At 44.0% G+C, this 20,440-nt stretch carries 18 protein-coding genes; 8 read left to right on the plus strand and 10 right to left on the minus strand.

Going from position 1 to position 20,440, the window contains the following annotated elements; translation table 11 throughout:
- The first annotated feature begins 8 nt into the window (after nucleotides 1-8).
- Complete coding sequence (locus tag HHA41_RS05920; protein WP_168418384.1) at nucleotides 9-269, plus strand: zinc ribbon domain-containing protein; 261 nt, start codon at nucleotides 9-11, stop codon at nucleotides 267-269.
- Nucleotides 270-271: 2 nt separating this feature from the next.
- Here the strand turns inward: HHA41_RS05920 and ftsW are convergent, their stop codons facing one another.
- The 5 genes from ftsW to HHA41_RS05945 form a co-directional block, all read right to left on the minus strand.
- Nucleotides 272-1,468 carry a putative lipid II flippase FtsW gene (ftsW, locus tag HHA41_RS05925; protein WP_168418382.1) on the minus strand — a complete coding sequence of 399 codons (1,197 nt, stop codon included), beginning with the start codon at nucleotides 1,466-1,468 and terminating at the stop codon, nucleotides 272-274.
- Between the two features lie 19 nt (nucleotides 1,469-1,487).
- Nucleotides 1,488-2,834 carry a UDP-N-acetylmuramoyl-L-alanine--D-glutamate ligase gene (gene murD, locus HHA41_RS05930; protein WP_168460933.1) on the minus strand — a complete coding sequence of 449 codons (1,347 nt, stop codon included), beginning with the start codon at nucleotides 2,832-2,834 and terminating at the stop codon, nucleotides 1,488-1,490.
- A gap of 171 nt (nucleotides 2,835-3,005) precedes the next feature.
- Nucleotides 3,006-3,257, minus strand: a complete 252-nt coding sequence (locus tag HHA41_RS05935; RefSeq protein WP_168460934.1) for a DUF6587 family protein — start codon at nucleotides 3,255-3,257, stop codon at nucleotides 3,006-3,008.
- 32 nt (nucleotides 3,258-3,289) lie between these two features.
- Nucleotides 3,290-5,146: a ferrous iron transporter B gene (locus HHA41_RS05940; RefSeq protein ID WP_168460936.1), complete on the minus strand. Its 1,857-nt coding sequence runs from the start codon at nucleotides 5,144-5,146 to the stop codon at nucleotides 3,290-3,292.
- Nucleotides 5,143-5,403: a FeoA family protein gene (locus HHA41_RS05945; RefSeq protein ID WP_168418377.1), complete on the minus strand. Its 261-nt coding sequence runs from the start codon at nucleotides 5,401-5,403 to the stop codon at nucleotides 5,143-5,145. The genes HHA41_RS05940 and HHA41_RS05945 overlap by 4 nt, the downstream gene beginning before the upstream one ends.
- Before the next feature lie 184 nt (nucleotides 5,404-5,587).
- Between HHA41_RS05945 and xerD the strand changes: the two genes are divergently transcribed.
- The 4 genes from xerD to thrC all read left to right on the plus strand — a co-directional run bounded on the left by xerD (nucleotide 5,588) and on the right by thrC (nucleotide 10,111).
- On the plus strand, nucleotides 5,588-6,505 hold the full coding sequence (gene xerD / locus HHA41_RS05950; protein ID WP_168460937.1) for a site-specific tyrosine recombinase XerD: 918 nt from the start codon (nucleotides 5,588-5,590) through the stop codon (nucleotides 6,503-6,505).
- Between the two features lie 89 nt (nucleotides 6,506-6,594).
- Nucleotides 6,595-7,410: a DsbC family protein gene (locus HHA41_RS05955; protein ID WP_168460938.1), complete on the plus strand. Its 816-nt coding sequence runs from the start codon at nucleotides 6,595-6,597 to the stop codon at nucleotides 7,408-7,410.
- A 199-nt stretch (nucleotides 7,411-7,609) separates the two neighbouring features.
- Nucleotides 7,610-8,914, plus strand: coding sequence for a homoserine dehydrogenase (locus HHA41_RS05960; RefSeq protein ID WP_168460939.1), 1,305 nt, complete (start codon nucleotides 7,610-7,612; stop codon nucleotides 8,912-8,914).
- A gap of 57 nt (nucleotides 8,915-8,971) precedes the next feature.
- Complete coding sequence (gene thrC / locus HHA41_RS05965) at nucleotides 8,972-10,111, plus strand: threonine synthase (RefSeq protein WP_168460940.1); 1,140 nt, start codon at nucleotides 8,972-8,974, stop codon at nucleotides 10,109-10,111.
- A 115-nt stretch (nucleotides 10,112-10,226) separates the two neighbouring features.
- Here thrC and HHA41_RS05970 read toward each other — a convergent pair whose 3' ends face one another.
- Nucleotides 10,227-11,318 (minus strand): serine hydrolase, encoded by a 1,092-nt coding sequence (locus HHA41_RS05970; protein ID WP_168460941.1) that lies wholly within the window; start codon nucleotides 11,316-11,318, stop codon nucleotides 10,227-10,229.
- A 217-nt stretch (nucleotides 11,319-11,535) separates the two neighbouring features.
- Here HHA41_RS05970 and HHA41_RS05975 point away from each other — a divergent pair, with 217 nt between their 5' ends.
- The 3 genes from HHA41_RS05975 to HHA41_RS05985 are packed head-to-tail and all read left to right on the plus strand — an operon-like array spanning nucleotide 11,536 to nucleotide 15,263.
- Complete coding sequence (locus HHA41_RS05975; protein ID WP_004975702.1) at nucleotides 11,536-12,171, plus strand: response regulator; 636 nt, start codon at nucleotides 11,536-11,538, stop codon at nucleotides 12,169-12,171.
- Nucleotides 12,172-12,223: 52 nt separating this feature from the next.
- Nucleotides 12,224-13,792, plus strand: a complete 1,569-nt coding sequence (locus HHA41_RS05980; protein WP_168460942.1) for a HAMP domain-containing sensor histidine kinase — start codon at nucleotides 12,224-12,226, stop codon at nucleotides 13,790-13,792.
- Nucleotides 13,793-13,835: 43 nt separating this feature from the next.
- Entirely contained in the window at nucleotides 13,836-15,263 is a 1,428-nt protein-coding gene (locus tag HHA41_RS05985; RefSeq protein WP_168460943.1) for a sigma-54 dependent transcriptional regulator, read from the plus strand.
- A 55-nt stretch (nucleotides 15,264-15,318) separates the two neighbouring features.
- Here HHA41_RS05985 and HHA41_RS05990 read toward each other — a convergent pair whose 3' ends face one another.
- From HHA41_RS05990 to lptF, 4 genes are all read right to left on the minus strand, one after another.
- Nucleotides 15,319-16,488, minus strand: a complete 1,170-nt coding sequence (locus tag HHA41_RS05990) for a S41 family peptidase (protein WP_168460945.1) — start codon at nucleotides 16,486-16,488, stop codon at nucleotides 15,319-15,321.
- 18 nt (nucleotides 16,489-16,506) lie between these two features.
- Entirely contained in the window at nucleotides 16,507-18,054 is a 1,548-nt protein-coding gene (gpmI, locus tag HHA41_RS05995; RefSeq protein ID WP_168460948.1) for a 2,3-bisphosphoglycerate-independent phosphoglycerate mutase, read from the minus strand.
- Between the two features lie 144 nt (nucleotides 18,055-18,198).
- Nucleotides 18,199-19,269 (minus strand): LPS export ABC transporter permease LptG, encoded by a 1,071-nt coding sequence (gene lptG, locus HHA41_RS06000; protein ID WP_168460950.1) that lies wholly within the window; start codon nucleotides 19,267-19,269, stop codon nucleotides 18,199-18,201.
- A 1-nt stretch (nucleotide 19,270) separates the two neighbouring features.
- Nucleotides 19,271-20,371, minus strand: a complete 1,101-nt coding sequence (gene lptF, locus HHA41_RS06005; protein WP_168460951.1) for an LPS export ABC transporter permease LptF — start codon at nucleotides 20,369-20,371, stop codon at nucleotides 19,271-19,273.
- Nucleotides 20,372-20,440 lie beyond the last annotated feature (69 nt).

Below are 20,440 nucleotides of genomic sequence, written 5' to 3' on the forward strand. Positions count from 1 at the left end.
AAGCATCTATGTTTTTTATTTTTGGTGTAGGGCCGAAAACCAAAGTCGTGGAAAGCAATCAGTTTACTTGTCCTGTTTGTCGTACCCACAGCAGATATGAATTAAGACAACGGCGGCAATATTTTTCTTTATTTTTTATTCCGCTTTTTCCTGTGTCGAAACAGCAGAATGCTACGGTGAAGTGTTTACATTGTGGAACTGAAATGCCGAGCATGGTGCTAAACCATGCTCAGCCGAATTCTGCTAAAGAGATGAATCTAGAAGCTTAAGACTAGAAACTAGATTCTTCACGGCTTGGATTGGTTTCATGGGTCGAGGCTTCAATTTTCAGAATTAGACTCACCATGACTGCGCACATAATCAAAGATGAACCACCATAACTAATGAATGGTAGCGTCAGACCTTTGGTTGGCAACATGCCCATATTCATGCCCGCATTCACCATAATCTGCAACAAGAAGATGATGCTGATTCCATACGCCAAATAGCCTGCACGTAAATATTGGTTTTTTAGGGCACGATGACCAATTTTAATACAAGAAACCAGCATCGCAAAAGACAGGCTGATTACCACAAAAATACCCAAAAAGCCGAACTCTTCACCCAACACAGCCAACATAAAGTCTGTGTGCGCTTCTGGTAAATAGGACATTTTCTGAATACTGTGCCCTAAACCTACACCAACCCACTCACCACGACCAAATGCCATTAAAGCGTTAGATAACTGATAGCCAACACCCAAAGGGTCATTCCACGGGTTTGAGAACGACATTAAGCGTTCAAAGCGATACGGCTCGAACACCACTAAAAACACAAAGGCGGCAATAATTGCCCCGAAGGCAATCCCGAACTGAATTAACGGTGCACCTGCCAAAAAGAAGACGCCCAGCATGGTCAAGGCAATCACCACAGTAGCCCCTAAGTCTGGCTCTGCAATCACCAAACCAACGGTCACGGCCATAATCACCGCAAGACGTACCAAGCCTTTAATATTGTTACGCACTTCTTCGGCACGTCGCACCACATAATCTGCAGTAAATATGGCCATCATGACTTTGGCGACTTCAGAGGCTTGTAAGGTAAATCCTGCAACCCGAATCCAGCGTTTAGAGCCATTAACCTCAGTACCAACCACCAAAACTGCAATCAATAAGGCAATGGTGACAATCCACAGAAAAAAGGTATTGTTAAACCATGTATTCAGCGGCACTTTATACACAACAAAAGCAGCAACCAAGGCCACCACAATCGAAATACCATGGCGGAAAACATAGTGAAAAGCATTTTCATGCATACGCTCTGCATAGGGCATCGACGCCGATGCCACCATAATCGAGCCAATACATAACAATGCCAATACACTAAAAATCAGCACATTACGCACATTTATTTCCGCAGGCAGTTTTGGCAGCCAACGGTCATAGACCTGATTGAGTTTATTGATTGTTGTCTGAGCCAAGCCAGCCATATCTCATCCCTTATTGTTGTTATACCAGCGCGTTAACATAAGCAACGAACTTGTGACCACGTTCTGGATAGCCCGAGAACATATCAAAACTTGCACATGCAGGTGACAATAGCACCACATCATGCGCTTGTGTATGTTGTTGGCAAATTTCGACTGCCTGTTGTAAGGTCTCTGCACGCAAAAGTGTGGTCGTACCCGCAATTACAGCTTCAATTTGCGGTGCATCCTCACCAATCAACACCGCGAGTTTGGCATATTGCTGCAAGGAAGCACGCAGCGCAGTAAAGTCCTGCCCTTTGCCTTGCCCACCTAAAATAATGGCGACTTGCCCACCTTGAGCCTGAATTGCAGCACCCAAGCCATCCAAAGCCGCCAAAGTCGCACCAATATTGGTGCCTTTAGAATCATTATAATAACGCACCTCATGCAAGGTTTTGACAAATTCACAGCGGTGTTCCAAACCTTTAAAAGTTTTCAGCGTTTCCAACATGCTTGCCATAGGTAAACCAATCGCTTCACCCAAAGCCAAACAAGCCAAGGCATTGGCAATGTTATGCGTACCTTGAATATACATTTCGGTACTTTTCAATAAACGCTCACGCCCACGTGCTAGCCACATGCTGCCATCATCATCTTTTAATAAACCGAATTGGTTTAGGTCAGGCGCATTTAAGCCAAAACTTTGCATTGGGGTTTGATCGGGTACTAACGGACGGCTCAAGGCATCATCACGGTTAAACACCACTTTTTTGACACCTTGGAAAATACGATGTTTGGCAGTGTGATAACCCAGCATATCGCCATGGCGGTCTAAGTGATCTTCACTCATATTCAGCACCACCGCCACTTCTGCATTTAAATTCGATGTGGTTTCTAGCTGAAAACTGGAGAGTTCCAATATATACAGCTCAGGATCATCTTTAATCAAATCCAACGCAGGACGGCCTAAATTACCACCCACAGCTACCTTTTTACCCGCCTGCTCTGCCATTAAACCAATTAACGTGGTCACGGTACTTTTCGCATTTGAACCAGTAATAGCCACAATAGGTTTGTCGGTTGCACGACGTAATATTTGAATTTCACTCACCACAGGAATACCCTGCGCCATGGCAGCCTGAATTTCAGGTAATTTTGGGTCTAATCCAGGGCTAATCACAATTTCTTCTGCAGACAGCAATAAATCCTGATCAAACTCCCCAAAACGAGTTTCAACCTCGGCTGGAATTTGATCATGTCCTGGAGGTGTGGGGCGAGAGTCTGTCACAGCAACGCGGTAACCCTGATGATGTAAGAAATTAACGGCTGCAACACCCGAAATACCAAGCCCTGCAACGACTTTTAATCCACCACGTTGTATTAACATTTTTGCCCCATTTTGTGCGGTAATTTTGAAACTGACAAAATGGTAGCACTTTGCTGTTTTGAATGCTTTTTCTGTTTGCAGTTTCTGCAAATTTTTTGTGTCAGTGCGTAAAAAAACCGTCAGATCGCTGACGGTTTTTTAAAACATCTCAGTAAAGTTGGACAGATGTGGCTATTTCCATTTCACTGCTTGGACTTCAACTTTCTTTTCGGTGGGTTGATCTTTGCTGTCACATCCACAACTGCCACCACAACCTGCCACTGCCGCAGGCTTCAACCACTTTGCCAAACCATGCCAACCTTTTTCTGCGCAGGAATTGGACAGTTTTAGAAAAACTGCGCTAGAAGCCTTGGGAAAGACTTTTTTAAAAACCACTACCGCACTCCACAGTACCAGTGCAGCAACAATCAGAATTTCAATCATGTTCGTCTTCTCCTGTGAAACCTAAAATAGCCTTAACCCAATAAATATGAGGCTGTTTGATAAGTCAGGAATGACATAAAGTAGGCCAAACCAAATAAATACACCGTCATAAAACTGACTGTACGCCATGAACCTGTTTCACGCTTTACAGTAGCCAAAGTCGCCAAACAATGCGGTGCATAAATAAACCACACCAACAATGACAAACCTGTCGCCAATGACCAACCAAGCTCACCACCGCCACTAATTAAAGCAGCCAAACCTTCGGACATGGCATCTTCATCAACTGCAGACAAGGCGTAGACTGTACCCAATGCTGCCACGGCTACTTCACGTGCTGCCATGGCAGGAATCAAAGCAATTACAATCTGCCAGTTAAAACCAATGGGTGCAAAAATTGGCTGTAACACATGCCCCAACATCCCTGCAAAGCTGTAATCAATCGCAGGCATGGTCGCGCCTTCTGGCGGTTGTGGGAAGGTACACAAAAACCATAGCAAAATAGACAGCGCAAAAATAATGCCACCGACACGCTTTAAGAAAATTTTGGCGCGATCTAGCAAACCAATCCACACACTTTTTAGGTCTGGAAAACGGTAGCTTGGCAATTCCATTAACAACACGTGTTCAGATTTGTCTTTTTGCAAAAATTTGAGCACAAACGATACGCCCAAGGCACTTAAAATACCCGCCATATAAAGACCGAATAACACCAAACCTTGTAAATTAAACATGCCCCAAACGGTTTGATTTGGAATGAACGCCGCAATCAATAAGGCATATACTGGCAAACGTGCGGAACAAGTCATCAATGGCGCAACCATGATCGTGGTTAAACGATCACGTGGATCAGCAATGCTGCGGGTGGCCATAATCCCTGGAACTGCACAGGCAAAACTGGACAACAAAGGAATAAAGGCACGACCACTCAAGCCTGCACTAAACATCAGCTTATCTAGTAGGAATGCAGCGCGGGGCAAATAGCCCGATTCTTCTAAAATCAGAATAAACAGGAACAAAATTAGAATTTGTGGCAAGAACACTACCACACCGCCTGCACCTGCGATAATGCCATCTACAATTAAGCTGTTCAGCAAAGGATGTGAGATATTTTCCCCAAGCACCTCGCCTAACCAGCCAAAGAAGCTTTCAATACCATCCATAAATGGTGCAGCCCAAGCAAAAACAGCTTGGAATACAATGAACATCATCACGGCAAGGCTTACCAAGCCAAACACAGGATGCAGAAAAATTTTATCTAGAAAGTCAGAGCGTTTGTCTTCTTCATCTACAAACTGCACCACATCATGCAAAATGGTTTGAATACGTTGGTGCTGGCTGCCTTTTAAGCCTGTCAATTCAGTCTGTGGTACCGAAAACTTACCCAAATCCAACGCATTCATTAAATTTTGAATACCTGAATCACGCACCGCAACGGTTTCCACCACAGGCACACCCAAACGCTCAGATAGCTTTTGCGTATTAATTTGCATTCCGCGGCGGCGTGCTTCATCCATCATGTTGAGCACCAATAAAATTGGACGTCCCAACTCAATCATTTCAAGTACTAAACCTAGATGCAGTTTCAGGTTGGTCGCATCGACCACACACAAAAATGCATCTTGCTGACCTTCTTCAGCAATTTTGCCCTGCACTACATCACGGGTAATGGCTTCATCTGGGCTGGTGGCTTCTAGGCTGTATGTACCTGGTAAATCCAGTACACGTACCGCCTGCCCCGAAGGCAAGTTGAACTGACCCACTTTGCGCTCTACGGTAACACCCGCATAGTTTGCAACTTTCTGACGCGTCCCTGTCAAATGGTTAAATAAAGAAGTTTTACCGCAGTTTGGATTCCCTACAAGTGCGATACGTAAGGGATCACTCATGCAGTTACTCCCTGTTCAATTTCAACGCGATCAGCTTCCACTTTGCGCAAGGCAAAACGGGTAAATCCCACCTGAATTAAGATCGGATCTCCACCAAAAATACCTTTGGTAATCACCTGCACAGGCGTTCCAGGCACAAAGCCCAACGTTTCTAAGCGATTCGCAACCAAATCATTTAGGGATGTTCCACCATCGGCAGTCCGAAGTACCTGACGAATGATGGCTGTTTGTTTTGCTTTGAGTTCTGACAAACGCACCGTGAAATTCCTATACTATTTTGCCCATTATATACGCAAATGAGAATAATTAACAAATAAGGTCAACTTACATTTAATGGTTTTATATCACATCGACAGGCTTACTGAATTGGATTAGAGTAGGAAATAACTATGCTTATTATCGATTTCCCCAATCAACATTGGGATTTTTCATGTGATCACTATGCTGAACAAAAAACCGCGTATTCCTGCTGCAATTCAAATTCCAGAATCCCTGAGTTTTTTGGAAGGCTATCGCAATGATTTAATTGCACAAAGTGTGAGCCCACATACACGTAATGCCTATTTATCCGATTTAATTCAGTGCAGCGAATATGTCAGTAAACCCATGCCAGACTGGCAACATGATGATATTTCTGATGTGTTGATTGCGCTGACCAAACAACAGAAAAGTCCACGCTCGATAGCACGCTGTCTTTCTGCCCTGCGCTCTTTTTACAAATTTTTAAGAGAACACAAACTACGTTCCGACAACCCTGTTGCAGCACATAAAACACCTAAGTTAGGTCGTGCTCTACCCAAAGACTTGTCCGAAGCCGATGTCGATGCATTGATTCAAGCACCGAATATTCAGACGGCCTTGGGCTTACGAGATCGTGCCATGCTGGAAGTCCTGTATGCCTGCGGTTTACGTGTCACTGAATTACTCAACTTGCGTCTAGACTTGATTAACCTCAAACAAGGTTATTTACGCATTGTGGGAAAAGGCAATAAAGAACGCTTAGTACCCATGGGGCAAGTCGCATGTGAATGGATCGAGCAATATTTAACAGAATCGCGCCCACAACTGTATAAAACCGCCACAGATTATCTATTTTTAACGCAGCATGGCGGCATTATGAGTCGCCAGAACTTCTGGTACGCCATTAAACGCTATGCCCTGCAAGCAGGCATTCAGGCCGAGTTATCGCCACACACCTTAAGACATGCATTTGCCACCCATTTGCTGAATCATGGTGCAGATTTACGTGTGGTACAAATGCTGCTCGGACACAGTGATTTATCTACCACACAAATTTATACACATGTGGCACAAGTCCGTATGCAGCAACTACATGCCCAGCACCATCCACGGGCTTAAAATCAAAAACGACGCAGAAGTTTAACGATCACGACTATTTTTTGTTATGCTAACGCTCTATTTTTTACGCCAACAAGAAAGGGTTGTTTATGACATTTACCCGCTCAACACTTTTGATTGCCTGCTCACTTGCCAGTGCTTTTGCAATCACCGCTTGCTCAAATGCCAATAACGAAGACAAAAAGCAAACTACGCTCACCGCAAGTGCTCCCGCTACAGGTGAAGCATCGACTCTAATTGAACGCAATGCACAACAACGTCTAAGCACGACCTTGCAGCAACATTTTAAAACTGCAGGCATCAGTGCCAAAATTACCGATATTAAAGCCACTGAAGTACCCAACCTATTTTGGGTCAGCCTAGAAGGCATGTCTTCAGTCTATGCCACCAGTGACGGCAAATATATTATTCAAGGTGACGTAATTCGTTTAGGCGACAAAGAACTGCACAACGTCAGTGAAAACCTGCAAGCAGGCGTGAACAAAAAAATCTTTGCTGAATTAAAGCAGGAAGATTTACTGGTCTTCCCTGCCAAAGGCAAAACCAAACATGTAATTTATGTCTTTACCGATGTCAGCTGCCCATATTGCCATCGTCTACATGAACAAATGGATGAAATGAACGGCAAAGGGATTGAAGTCCGTTACATTGCTTGGCCACGTGGCGAACAGCACATGCCAAACATGGAAGCGATCTGGTGTAGTGAAGACCGCCATGCAGCCTTTAATGCGGTTATGAATGGTGCAGCAATTGCCCCTGCCAACTGTAAAAACCCAGTTCGTGCTCAATATCAACTGGGTTTAAATATGGGCGTAAATGGCACGCCCGCAATTTATAATGCTGAAGGCGTTTATTTGGGTGGCTATTTGTCTACTTCAGAATTGGTGAAGCGTTTAGAAAACTAAAAATACGCAGTTTTTGGGATGTTTCATCTTGGTCATAAACTAAGATGAAGCGTCCATAGAGCCAATATAAATAACGAATTTTTATCTGTGATTTTACTTTTTTTTATATACAAAAGATAAGTGAGATCTGCCCTAGAGTCAGCGCGTTTTTTTAGCTATGATCTAAACTCGCTTAAAGTTGATTAATATGGAGTGTGACGTGAAACCAGTTCGTCTGGCAATCCTCGGTCTTGGTACTGTGGGTGGTGGTGCCCTTAAACTATTAAAAGAAAATGCTGCTGAGATTAGACGTCGCACCGGTCGTGAAATTGAAATCACCTATGTGGGAACACGTCGTCCGCGTCCAGACCTCAACTTGCCAGAATCTGTCAAGCAAAGTGATGACTTGATGGACATCGTACGTCAACCCGATGTAGACGTCGTGGTTGAAGTCATGGGCGGTATTCACCCTGCGTATGAAGTCATCATGGAAGCGATGAAACACGGCAAACAAGTCGTGACTGCCAACAAAGCCCTGCTTGCAGAACATGGCAATGAGCTATTTAAAGCAGCAGAAGACAATGCTGTACAAATTGCCTATGAAGCAGCAGTTGCAGGCGGTATTCCAATTATTAAAGTAATTCGTGAAGGTTTGGCTGCCAACAAAATTGAATGGCTAGCAGGCATCATTAACGGTACTGGCAACTTTATTTTAAGTGAAATGCGTGAAAAAGGCCGTACCTTTGAAGATGTCCTGAAAGAAGCGCAAGAATTAGGTTATGCCGAAGCCGATCCAACCTTTGACGTTGAAGGTATTGATGCTGCACACAAACTGACCATTTTGGCTTCATGTGCTTTTGGTATTCCACTACAGTTTGACAAAGTCTTTACCGAAGGTATTGGCAAAGTCACAGCGCAAGATGTGAAATATGCAGAAGAACTAGGCTTCCGCATCAAACACTTAGGGATTGCACGTCGTACCGACAAAGGGATTGAACTTCGCGTCCACCCAACTTTAATTCCTGAAGAAGAATTGATTGCCAACGTCAACGGCGTAAAAAATGCAGTCTTGGTACAAGCCAATGCTGTTGGCCCAACTTTATATTATGGTGCGGGTGCAGGTGCAGGCCCAACAGCGTCTGCTGTGGTTGCCGATGTTGTCGACATTGTCCGTGATATTTCATATACCGAAGATGGTGCAGGTACGATTCCACAATTGGCATTTGAAGCATTAACCGACTTGCCAATTCTAAGCCGTGAAGAAATGACCACTGGCTACTACATCCGTATTAATGCTGAAGACCAAACTGGTGTTCTTGCCGATGTAACCACCATCTTAAGCCGTGCAGGCATCAGTATTGATGCCATCATGCAACAATCACGCTTAAAAGACCTTATTCCTATCGTGATTCTGACTGACCCAGTTCAGGAATCAAAAATGGATGAAGCGTTACAACAAATTCAAGCATTGCCAACCATTCATGGCGAAATTGTACGAATTCGTTTAGAATCGCTTGATAACTAATCGGGTGGAGGGGAATATTTCCCCTTGCCAAGCTCTACACACAATTGGAACATCATCATGTCGAATGCCAATCGTTATACTGGTTTAGTTGACCGTTATCGTGACCGTTTACCAGTGTCTGCAACTACACGTGCAATCTCTCTAGGCGAAGGTAACACGCCGCTCATTAAGCTTGAGAATATTCCACGCATTATTGGTAAAGATGTTGAAATTTATGTGAAGTATGAAGGCTTAAACCCGACAGGTTCATTTAAAGACCGTGGTATGACCATGGCAGTGACCAAAGCGGTTGAAGAAGGTTCAAAAGCCATTATCTGTGCATCTACAGGTAACACTTCTGCTGCGGCTGCAGCTTATGCTGCCCGTGCTGGCATTAAAGCATTCGTTTTAATTCCAGAAGGCAAAATTGCCATGGGCAAAATGGCACAAGCGATGATGTACGGTGCAATCACCATGCAAATTCGTGGTAACTTTGACGATGGTATGCGCCTCGTTAAAGAAGTGGCTGACCAAGCACCTGTAACGATTGTGAACTCAATCAACCCTTACCGCCTACAAGGTCAAAAGACCATCGCTTATGAAATTGTAGATGAATTAGGTCGTGCTCCAGATTACCACTGCTTACCAGTAGGTAACGCAGGTAACATCACTGCTCACTGGATGGGATATACCGAAGCAGTTGCCAACCAACCTGCAGATCAATTCGAGCAGGTGGTATATGACGCAGCTACTGACAAATTCACAGGCCCAAACCCTGAAGACCGTCCAATCATGGTCGGTTATCAAGCGTCTGGTGCTGCGCCATTCTTACGTGGTGCGCCTGTTGAAAACCCAGAAACTGTTGCAACTGCAATCCGTATTGGTAACCCACAAAGCTGGAACCATGCTAAAGCAGTGGTACGTGATTCAGAAGGTTGGTTTGATGAATTGACCGATGCCGAAATTTTAGAAGCACAACGTATGCTGTCTATGTATGAAGGCGTATTTGTTGAGCCTGCATCTGCTGCGTCTATTGGTGGTGCAATGCGCGACATCAAAGCGGGTAAAATCAAAGAAGGTTCTGTGATTGTATGTACCGTAACAGGTAACGGTCTAAAAGACCCTGACACAGCCATGAAACAATGTGCAGATGCTGTTATGTTGTCAATTGATGCCACCATGCAACAAGTAAAAGACTCGATTCTTTCAAATATGTAAAATTTGAAGTGTCATTAAAAAACCCTGCTTTGGCAGGGTTTTTTCTTGTCTATATTTCTGTTCAGATTTTTCAGCCTTAATCGTGAGAATCACACCATTAAAGCTGAATGCTCGCTTAAATACGTTTTGGCAACTGACTTGCCCAGCTCATTAAACGGGTTGCATCATTGGTACGTGCTTGTGAGGTGTCTGCACCTAAAAGTACCACCACTGCAGGACGGTTATTTAAAGTGGTGTGCATCACCACACAACGCCCTGCCTCATTGATATATCCTGTTTTAGACAGATTGATATTCCAGCCACCATTACGCACTAACGCATTGGTATTATTAGATTTCAAGACTCGATAACCTAAGTTAAAGTCATACGTTGGCGTCGTTGAGAATTGACGAATCAAACCATATTGCGAGGCAGTACTCACCAAAATTCCCAAATCACGTGCAGAAGAAACGTTACGCGGGTCTAGACCTGTAGCTTCGGTAAAGCGGGTAGCATTCATGCCCAATTCACGTGCTTTTGCATTCATGGCTGCAACAAAGGCACTTTTGCCCCCTGGGTAGGTACGCGCTAAGGCTGCTGCTGCTGGATTTTCCGATTTCATTAAAGCAAATAATAATGCTTCGGCACGGTTGAGCTTGTCACCCACACGTAAAGTCGAACTTGAGTTTTTGCCTGCAGCACCTGCAAAGTCTATTGATTGTAAGGTAATTTGTTCAGACATATTCAAACGGGCATCTGAGGTGACCACTGCAGTCATTACTTTAGTCACTGAAGCAATTGGCAATGCTACGTTTGTGTTTTTGCTGTACAGTACTTCACCAGTTTGCGCATCCATCACTAAAGCTGCGCGAGCATTAACAGAAGGCTGGCTGCTATAAGCAGAAGTATCTAAAATACGGACAGTTTTTGGCGTAGTAGACGCGGGTGCAACACCATTGCTGCTACGTACAGTTGTGGTAATTTTGGTTGAACCTGGCGGTGTAGGCTCTGCAACATAAGTGTCTGGTGTAGCCTGAGCGCTCGCATTGCTACTTGCCAGATCACCATTTAAGAATTGATCGGCTTGCTCTGAAGACCAACTTAATGTCGCCTGACCGTCGCTCCCAGAGGAAGGATTGATGACAAGTTCAGCAAAACTGACAGAACTTAGGCTGAGCATCATAGATGCGATCAGCACATGCATTAACGACTTCTTAGAATTTTTCACGACTGCTTACTCAACTCAGGGAGGTAAGATACATTTGCGTATTACCTCAAATATGCCTTACATTAAAAAAAATACAACAATGAATAGTTTTTGCCAGGATATTGTGCAGAACTTTTCATTCTGGATTAAGAATAGCATTGCTAATTTTGTCGTTTCATTGCAAGCTAATTTTGCTTTATGTAACAAAAAAGATGATTTTTTCAAAGGGAGAGTGTAGGTGATCACAGTTTTAGTAGTGGACGATCATGAATTGGTACGTACTGGGATTTGCCGTATGCTCGAAGACCATGCCGATGTACAGGTGATTGGACAGGCTGAATCAGGTGAAGAAGCGATTACCTTAGTACGTCAACATCATCCCAATGTGGTGTTATTAGATGTAAACATGCCTGGCATTGGTGGTGTAGAAACCACGCGTCGCTTGTTGCAGACTGCACCCGACACTAAAGTTTTGGCGGTCAGTGGTTTGGCAGAAGAACCTTACCCTTCTTTACTGCTCAAGGCGGGAGCAAAGGGCTACATCACCAAAGGTGCACCTGTCAGTGAAATGGTACGTGCCATCAAAAAAGTCATGCAGGGCGGCAAATACTTCAGTGCTGATATTGCCGAGCAACTGGCCAGTTCATACTTATCTGACACGCAACAATCGCCTTTTGATAGTCTGTCAGAACGTGAAATGCAAGTGGCAATGATGGTGGTGAACTGTATCAGCGCACAGGAAATTGCCGATAAACTCTTTGTCAGTGTAAAAACGGTGAATACCTACCGCTACCGTATTTTTGAAAAATTAAATATTGATAGTGATGTCAAACTCACGCACCTTGCGATTCGTTATGGATTGATTAAGCCTTAATCTTTACTGTGTGCTTGTTGTGCATTTTATCCGTGTATAAGACGATGACCCTATGCCAGATTTAAAACAACATTCTGAGTTAAATCAGTATCATCTTGGCATGTGGTATGGTGCGTATCGGCTTTTAATTGCCTTTTGTTTACTGCTGATTACCCTAATCACCTTTCAGCAGCTTGGTTCACAGTATCAACATCCTGGTTTATATCTGTATACACTGGTCTGCTATTTTGTGTTTAGCTGTGTGCAACTGATCAGCTATAAATATATTCCCTTCAAAAGCAGCCAACAACTGACTCTATTTTTTGCGGTTGATATTATTGCGCTGAGTAGCCTGACTTTTGCAACCGATGGACCCAACCTCTATTTAAGTTTATTGTTTGTGATCACGATTTTTGCGGCATCGTTATTGCTGCAAAAACGTAAAGCCTTAGCCATCACCCTCATTGCCATGATTATGGTGATTTACCAACATTTTGTTGGCAGCTTACTGGCCTTTTCTTCACTGAATAATATTGGTCATAGTGCCCTGCTGGCATTTTTATTTTGGGTGGTCTATGGCAGTGGCCGTATTGCGGTACGACGCTTTCAGCTGTTAGAAAATCTCAACTTTTCGCAATCTTTAGAACTGCACCGCCTACAAAATATTAATCGGTATATTTTAGAACAAACGGAAATGGGTTATCTGGTGCTAGATGAAAATTGTCATGTGGTTTTAAGCAACCCTGCGGCCTGTTATTTATTGGGTATTCCTGCACAATACGCACACTCAACCTATCCACTGTATAAAATTCAGCCCGATTTATTTGATCTGTTCAAATTTGACCAGTTACAAGATGGTGAAAAATTTCAGTTTGAATCACAACTCAGCAATTTTCACGTGCATATTCAGGTGCAAAAACTCAAAGTACCGCATCAAACATTAACCTTATTGGCACTTCAGGATGGACAAAAAATAAATCAACAAGTCCAGCAACTCAAACTGGCGGCCTTAGGGCAATTATCAGCCAGTATTGCCCACGAAATCCGTAATCCACTGGCTGCCATTGTACAGGCCAATACGCTCCTCAGTGGCAGTGACGCAGCACAACAACAATTGTTGTCCGGCATGATCAGTAAACAAGCGGCCCGGATTGATAAAATTATTCACGACACCTTAAGTATGGTGAAAAACAAACAAACCACACCTGTAGTGATTCAGCTAAACCAATTTTTGCCGCAACTCATTAGGGAAGATTTACCCGATGCTGCCAGTAAAATTCGGCTGCAACTTGAAAATCAAATCAGTATTCTGTTTGATGAATTACAGTTACGCCAAGTGCTAATAAACCTGATTCGCAATGCCATTCGACACAATTCAGCAGATCAGCAAGCCATAGAAATTCATGCATATCATCAAGCAAGTCATATTTACATTGATGTACAGGATTTTGGCTCAGGGGTTGCCAGTCAGGATATTCGCTATCTGTTCCAACCATTTTTCAGTACCGAAATTAATGGAACTGGTTTAGGATTATATTTATCACATAGTTTTTGCGAAGCCAATCAAGCCAAGCTAAGCTATGTAGAACAAAAACAAGGGGCATGTTTCAGAATTAAATGCCAATGCCCACCCGCGATTTAGTCTTTATTTAACGATGTAGTTTTTGTGTTGTTTTGGGGAAAATATGCACGCTGTTCAACCTTTGGTTTTATTGGTCGATGACGAAGAAGACCTTTGTACTCTTATGCAAATGACTTTGGCTCGCATGGGCATTCAAACTCATGTGGCCTACCGTCTGGAACAAGCGAAACAGCGTTTGGCTGAACATCATTATGATGCTTGTTTAACCGACTTAAACCTACCCGATGGCAATGGTATACAACTGGTGGAATTCATTGCAGAGCAATATCCCAATTTACCCGTAGCCGTGTTAACAGCTTATGGCAATATGGAAATTGCAATTGCGGCATTAAAGGCGGGTGCATTTGACTTTGTTAGCAAACCAGTTAATCAGATGCATTTGCAGCAACTCCTTGAAAAAGCGCTAAATAAGCCGTTTGATAAAGCCGAACCAAACAGCCAAGATCAACTCGAATACAAAATGTTGATTGGGCAATCTTTGCCTATTCAGCAATTACGCAGCACCATCAAAAAAATTGCCCGCTCGCAAGCGCCTGTATTTATTACTGGGGAGTCAGGGACAGGTAAAGAAGTAGTTGCCAATTTGGTACACCGTTTAAGTAACCGCAATGAAGGGCCATTTATTGCAATTAACTGCGGGGCAATTCCAACCGAGCTCATGGAAAGCGAGCTGTTTGGGCATAAAAAAGGCAGCTTTACAGGCGCAACCCAAGACAAACAGGGTTTGATTCAATCTGCACATGGTGGCAGCTTGTTCTTAGATGAAATAGCCGAGTTGCCACTGAGTATGCAAGTCAAACTGCTGCGTGCGGTTCAGGAAAAACGGATTCGTCCTGTCGGTTCAGACACCGAAATTGATGTCGATTTTCGTGTGATCAGTGCCAGTCATCAAGACTTAGAAAGTTTGGTTCAGCAAGGACGTTTCCGTCAGGATTTATTTTTCCGTATTCATGTGATGGATTTGGTTTTGCCTGCCCTGCGTGAACGTGAACAAGATATTTTATTACTAGCAGATCACTTCATTCAAAAAGTCGCACAAGAATGGGATATTCCTGCTAAACAGCTCACCCCACGGGCCCAGCAATTTTTACTGGAACAATACTATCCTGGCAACGTGCGTGAATTACGCAATATTATTGAACGCGCCATGACCCTGAGTGAAGATGCCGTCATTGATCTACAACACCTGCAAACTGCGCCATTACGACAGTTTAGTATGGAAACTAGCACTGAGACTCCGTCATCCTCAGACACAAATAACACACTCATGTCAGATGCGATGCCAACAGGACGTAAACTGCCAGAAGAAGGTTTAGAAGCTTATTTAGAAAAAATGGAAAAAGATATTTTACTGAATGCCCTGAATCTAACCCACTGGAACCGCACTTTGGCCGCAAAAAAACTAGGGATGTCTTTCCGTTCTTTACGTTATCGTTTGAAAAAATTTGGGCTCGATACTGAAGATGAATAAGCACTATTCATCTTCAAACTGTATGCGGTGTAAGTTGTGAGTGGCCAGAGATGTATTAACGGCGACTGAGCAACAAGTTCGCCACATGCTCTAAATACGCATCCTCTTTCATCTCTGCAGTCTGGATATATTGCTGATTCGGCTGAATCCCTACGCCTTCAATCATTTGATCACGTGGGGTGTAGTAATGCGAAACTGTCATTTGCAAGGCCGAACCATCGCTGAGGGGAAACAGCTTCTGTACCACACCTTTGCCATAGCTTTTTTCACCCATGACCCAAGCCCGTGCGTGATCTTTCAAAGCAGCCGTAAAAACCTCTGCGGCCGAAGCCGAACGCTGATTAATCAGTACCCCTACTTTTAAATTTTGAAATTCAAAACTTGGTAATGCCTGAAATTGCTGATCGCCCTCAGAACGACTTTTGGTCGATACAATCACACCCTGATTTAGAAATAAATCGGCAGATTCTACTGCAGCAGACAACAAGCCCCCTGGGTTATTACGCAAGTCAATCAATACAGCTCTTAAACGTGGTGTACTACGTTCTTCAATTAAGCGTTTGATTTCATTAGCAGTATCTTGCTGAAACACGCGGACCTTAAGCAACAAGACCTGATTCGGAAGCATTTGTGCCTGAATATCAGTTTCCACTTTTTTGTTGCGCACCAATAACATAGAGGGCTGATTGGCCGCACGCTGTACACTTAAAGTCGAACCTACTGAACCTGTGAGCAAGTTATTGACCTGCTCTGCAGTGAGTTTTCTTAATTCCTGATCATCAATTTTGAACAGGCTATCACCATTACGCAGTCCTTGTTTGGCAGAGTCTGCATCGGTATTTAAGTTCTGAATTACCCACTGCTGCTGGGCCATTTCATAACGTAAATTAAAATCGACCGAAGCCAAATCGCCTTCGGTATATTGTAGAAGCTGTTTATATTCTTCTGCAGTTAAATAACGCGAATAGCGGTCTAAACCGCTCACCAAGCCACGAATGGCTTGCTGAAATAAGGCATCGTCACTTTTTTCAGTCACGTAGTTGTCTTTGACTATGCCATAAATTTGTACAAACTCCTGAATCGCCTCGACAGGCACATCTACATAATCCTGTGCCTGTGTTGGCCCATCCAGCTCTAACTCATCAGGTGCAGCCCAAGTCTGGGAATGACCAACCCACAACAGCAATGTCGTTAATGCCAATGCATAAATTTTGTGAGCCGTCATTCCATCACCAGTCTGAGGTTATGCCTGTAGGCAAATTAAGTTACGACCTTGCATGTCTGCAGGGACAGGCAATTGCATCAAATTCAGTAAAGTTGGCGCAACGTCTGCCAACACACCACCTTCTGCAATAGTCGCCTGTGTTGGGCCTACATAAATGAATGGCACCAATTCAGTCGTATGTTGCGTGTGTACCTGACCACTGTCATAGTCTTGCATTTGTTCAACGTTACCATGGTCAGCAGTAATAATCATGTGACCCTGTTTCGCCATCACCGCTTCATAGACGCGACCCAAGCAGGTATCGACCGCTTCAACCGCTTTCACTGCAGCATCAAAAACACCAGTATGACCGACCATATCGCCATTGGCATAGTTCACCACCAACAAGTCATACTCACCTGAATTGATTGCAGCAACCAGTTCATCGGTCACTTCATAAGCACTCATTTCTGGTTTTAAGTCATAAGTTGCCACATTTGGTGATGGAATCAGGATGCGTTTTTCACCCGGATATTCATCTTCACGGCCACCACTAAAGAAGAAGGTCACGTGTGCATATTTTTCAGTTTCGGCAATACGCAACTGGGTTTTACCTAAGTCTGATAAGTACTCACCAATTGAGTTTTTCAAATCTTCTGGCATATACGCCACAGGCGCAGCAATACTGGCTTGATAACGGGTCAACATCACAAATCTAGACAATTGCGGCACAACTTTTCGCTCAAAGCCAGCAAAGTCCTGTTCCACAAAGGCTTTGGTTAATTCACGCGCGCGGTCAGCACGGAAGTTCATGAATACCACGCTGTCGCCATCTTGAATCTGGGCAATTTCACCAATACGAGTGGCTTTAACAAACTCATCGCTTTCATCTGCTGCATAAGCCGCTGCCAAGCCCTCTACCGCAGTTGCAGCAGTACGCACTGCCTCACCTTCAGTGAGTAGACGATAGGCTTGTTCTACACGATCCCAACGGTTGTCACGATCCATTGCAAAGTAACGGCCAATTAAGCTAGCAATACGCCCCTGACCTGGATATTGTGCAAATAATGCATCCAGTTTTTCTAAAGAAGGCTGTGCGCTTTTGGGTGGTGTATCACGACCATCTAAAAAGGCATGTAGATACACTTTTGCACCACGTTTAAGTGCCAATTCTGCCATCGCCACAATGTGATCTTCATGCGAATGCACACCACCTTCAGACAATAAACCCAAAATGTGCACTGCACCGTTAGCAGCTTTGGCTTTTTCTACAGCATCCACCAACACCTCATGCTCAAAAAAAGCACCTGTGCGGATGTCTTTGGTAATACGGGTAAAGTCTTGGTATAACACGCGCCCTGCGCCCAAGTTCATGTGACCCACTTCAGAGTTGCCCATTTGACCATCTGGCAGGCCAACATCTTCACCAGAACCAGAGATCAAACCATGCGGATGCTTTTCCTGCATAGCAGTCAAATTTGGTCGTTTCGCTGCTAAAAACGCGTTGTCTTCGACCGCTTCGCGATGACCCACACCATCCATAATCACCAATACGTGAGGGATTTTGCCAGCAGTTGCATCCGCCATAATCAATACTCTTTTTCGTCTACAAATTAATCATGCTATCTTAACGAATTTTGCGTCAAGACTCTATGTTCAGAAGATGGTTTCCACCACTGATTCAGATAGGTTTAGCCAATCAAACAGAAATGCAGCAGCATCGGTGCGCACTTAGCGTGCACGATGCAATAAATAGCCGCCGATGACAAACATCAGAACAATAGGAATAAATACGAACCACGCAGGCGATGGTGCATAAACCAAGCTTGCATAGCCCAAGAAATCCTGCAAATAAAAGAAGGTTAAACCCACAAATAAGGCAATCACCAAACGAAAACCCATAGATTGCTGACGTAACGGCCCAAAAATAAAGGAACAGGCAATCACCACCAAGGCAATTAGGGCAAATGGCGCACCAAGTTTTTGCCAAAAGGCCAATTGGTAAGTTTTTGGCACTTGGCTGTATTCATGCATATAACTCATGAAACTCACCAACTGGCTAGGTGATAAATCTTCAGGGTCGATGGTGACCATGTGTACATATTTCGGCTGCAAAGCCAAAGCCAATGCTTGTTGGCTATTTTTGGCCAAGGTCGCGTTACCTGCCTGCAAAATATCCATCTGTTCAGTTTGATTCAGCAACCAACTACCATCTTTTACAAACTGCCCTTGTTCGGCAGACAGCGTGCCACGTAAACGATAGTTGTCATCAAAATCGACCACCTGCACATTTTTTAGCTGACCTTGGGCATTGGCATAGTCAATATAAATAAAACGATTGCCTTCACGTGACCAATAGCCACGAACTTCGCCCAACTCCGCTACGCTGCGGTGACTTTTAACACTTTTGGCCTGTTCGTTGGTATACGGTATCACCCACTCACTGAGTACAAACGACAGAACGATCAACACCAAAGCGGAACGAATGACCCATCCCACAATACGCCACAGACTAATTCCCGCAGAGCGCATCACAATCAATTCACTGTTGGATGCCAAAGTACCCAAACCTAAAACTGCACCAATTAAGGCAGAAATAGGTAAAATTTCATAAAGATAGGTTGGTGCACCCCACAACACATACAGCAGTGCCTGCCATGCGCCATAGCCTTCTTTGAGTGAACCCAACTCTCCCAAATAGGTAAACAACACCTGTAAACCTGACAGAATTGCGGTGGCACCAAACATAGCCAATGCCGTGGTCTTGGTAACGTGTTTTGCAACTATACGACGTGCCAACATCTTAAGACCTCACTCGCTGAATTTGCTGCTTAATTTTAGGTGCCAGTTTTTGTTTACGCGAGAACAAGGCTGCGGCAATGGTATACGCCAACAACACCAGTGGATAGGCAATCATGCCCATCTCTTCCTTGCTAACACGGGTTTTAACTGCCATCAGTGCCACAATCAAACTGGCAAAAATTAACAAAGCTGGAAACAGTTTTAAATAACGTCCCTGCCGTGGACTAACTTCTGATAATGCCACTGCTAAAAACAGCGCCACCACAATTGCAAACGGCACAAAAATACGCCAGCCTAGCTCACTGGCCACCACAGGGTCTTCACGGTTTTTCCAGAGTTGTGACGTGGTTAAAGCTTCGACTTCAGCACTTTCAAATTTGGCTTCTTTGTCATTTTCCAAACGTAAACGATAGCTTTGGAATTCTGCCTGTGAATATTTGGCTGTGCCAGGGAATATTTCATAACGGCGGCCTTCAACTAAATCCACCACATTGGCAGGGTCATTTTCCAGTTCCACCCGCGTAGCCTCTTTGGCCAAAATCATCACATCTGGGCGGCCTGCTTTTTCAGCCCGTTGATAGAAGAAAATATCTTTAAGGTTTTTACGGTCTTCAGATAAATCGCCTGCATAAATGGTGTATGGCCCCGAAGATATAAATTCTTTGGGCCGCACCAAGTCAAAGCCTGTACGTACCGCCTGACTGGTGGTCAGTGCTTCAAACTGACGAATCCCCCAAGGCGATGCCCACAGCATCAAAAAGCCTTGCACAATCAGAAACACCAACGTCATAGGTACCAATAAACGTGCCAGCTGATGTCGACTCACACCACTACTGTTGAGTACCGCCATTTCATGATCGACATATAAACGACCAAAGACCAGCATCAGACCAATAAAGAAACCTAAAGGTAAAATCAGCGTCAAAAATTCAGGCAAGCGATAGCCAATGATGCTGAATAAAATACTCGCATCCAAACGCCCTTGCGCAGCTACGCCAAAATACTTGATCAGTCGACCACCCATCATGATCAAGGTCAGTAAGGCAATCACAACCAAGGATGTCGACACAACTTGCTTGACCAAATAACGCCGAATAATCAAATTATTTCTTCCAAAATGTGAGGGAATCCAATTCGCGTTAGTTTACCTGAATGTTGAAAATATAAAACC

The sequence above is a fragment of the Acinetobacter sp. A1 genome (assembly GCF_012371315.1).
GTDB lineage: Bacteria > Pseudomonadota > Gammaproteobacteria > Pseudomonadales > Moraxellaceae > Acinetobacter.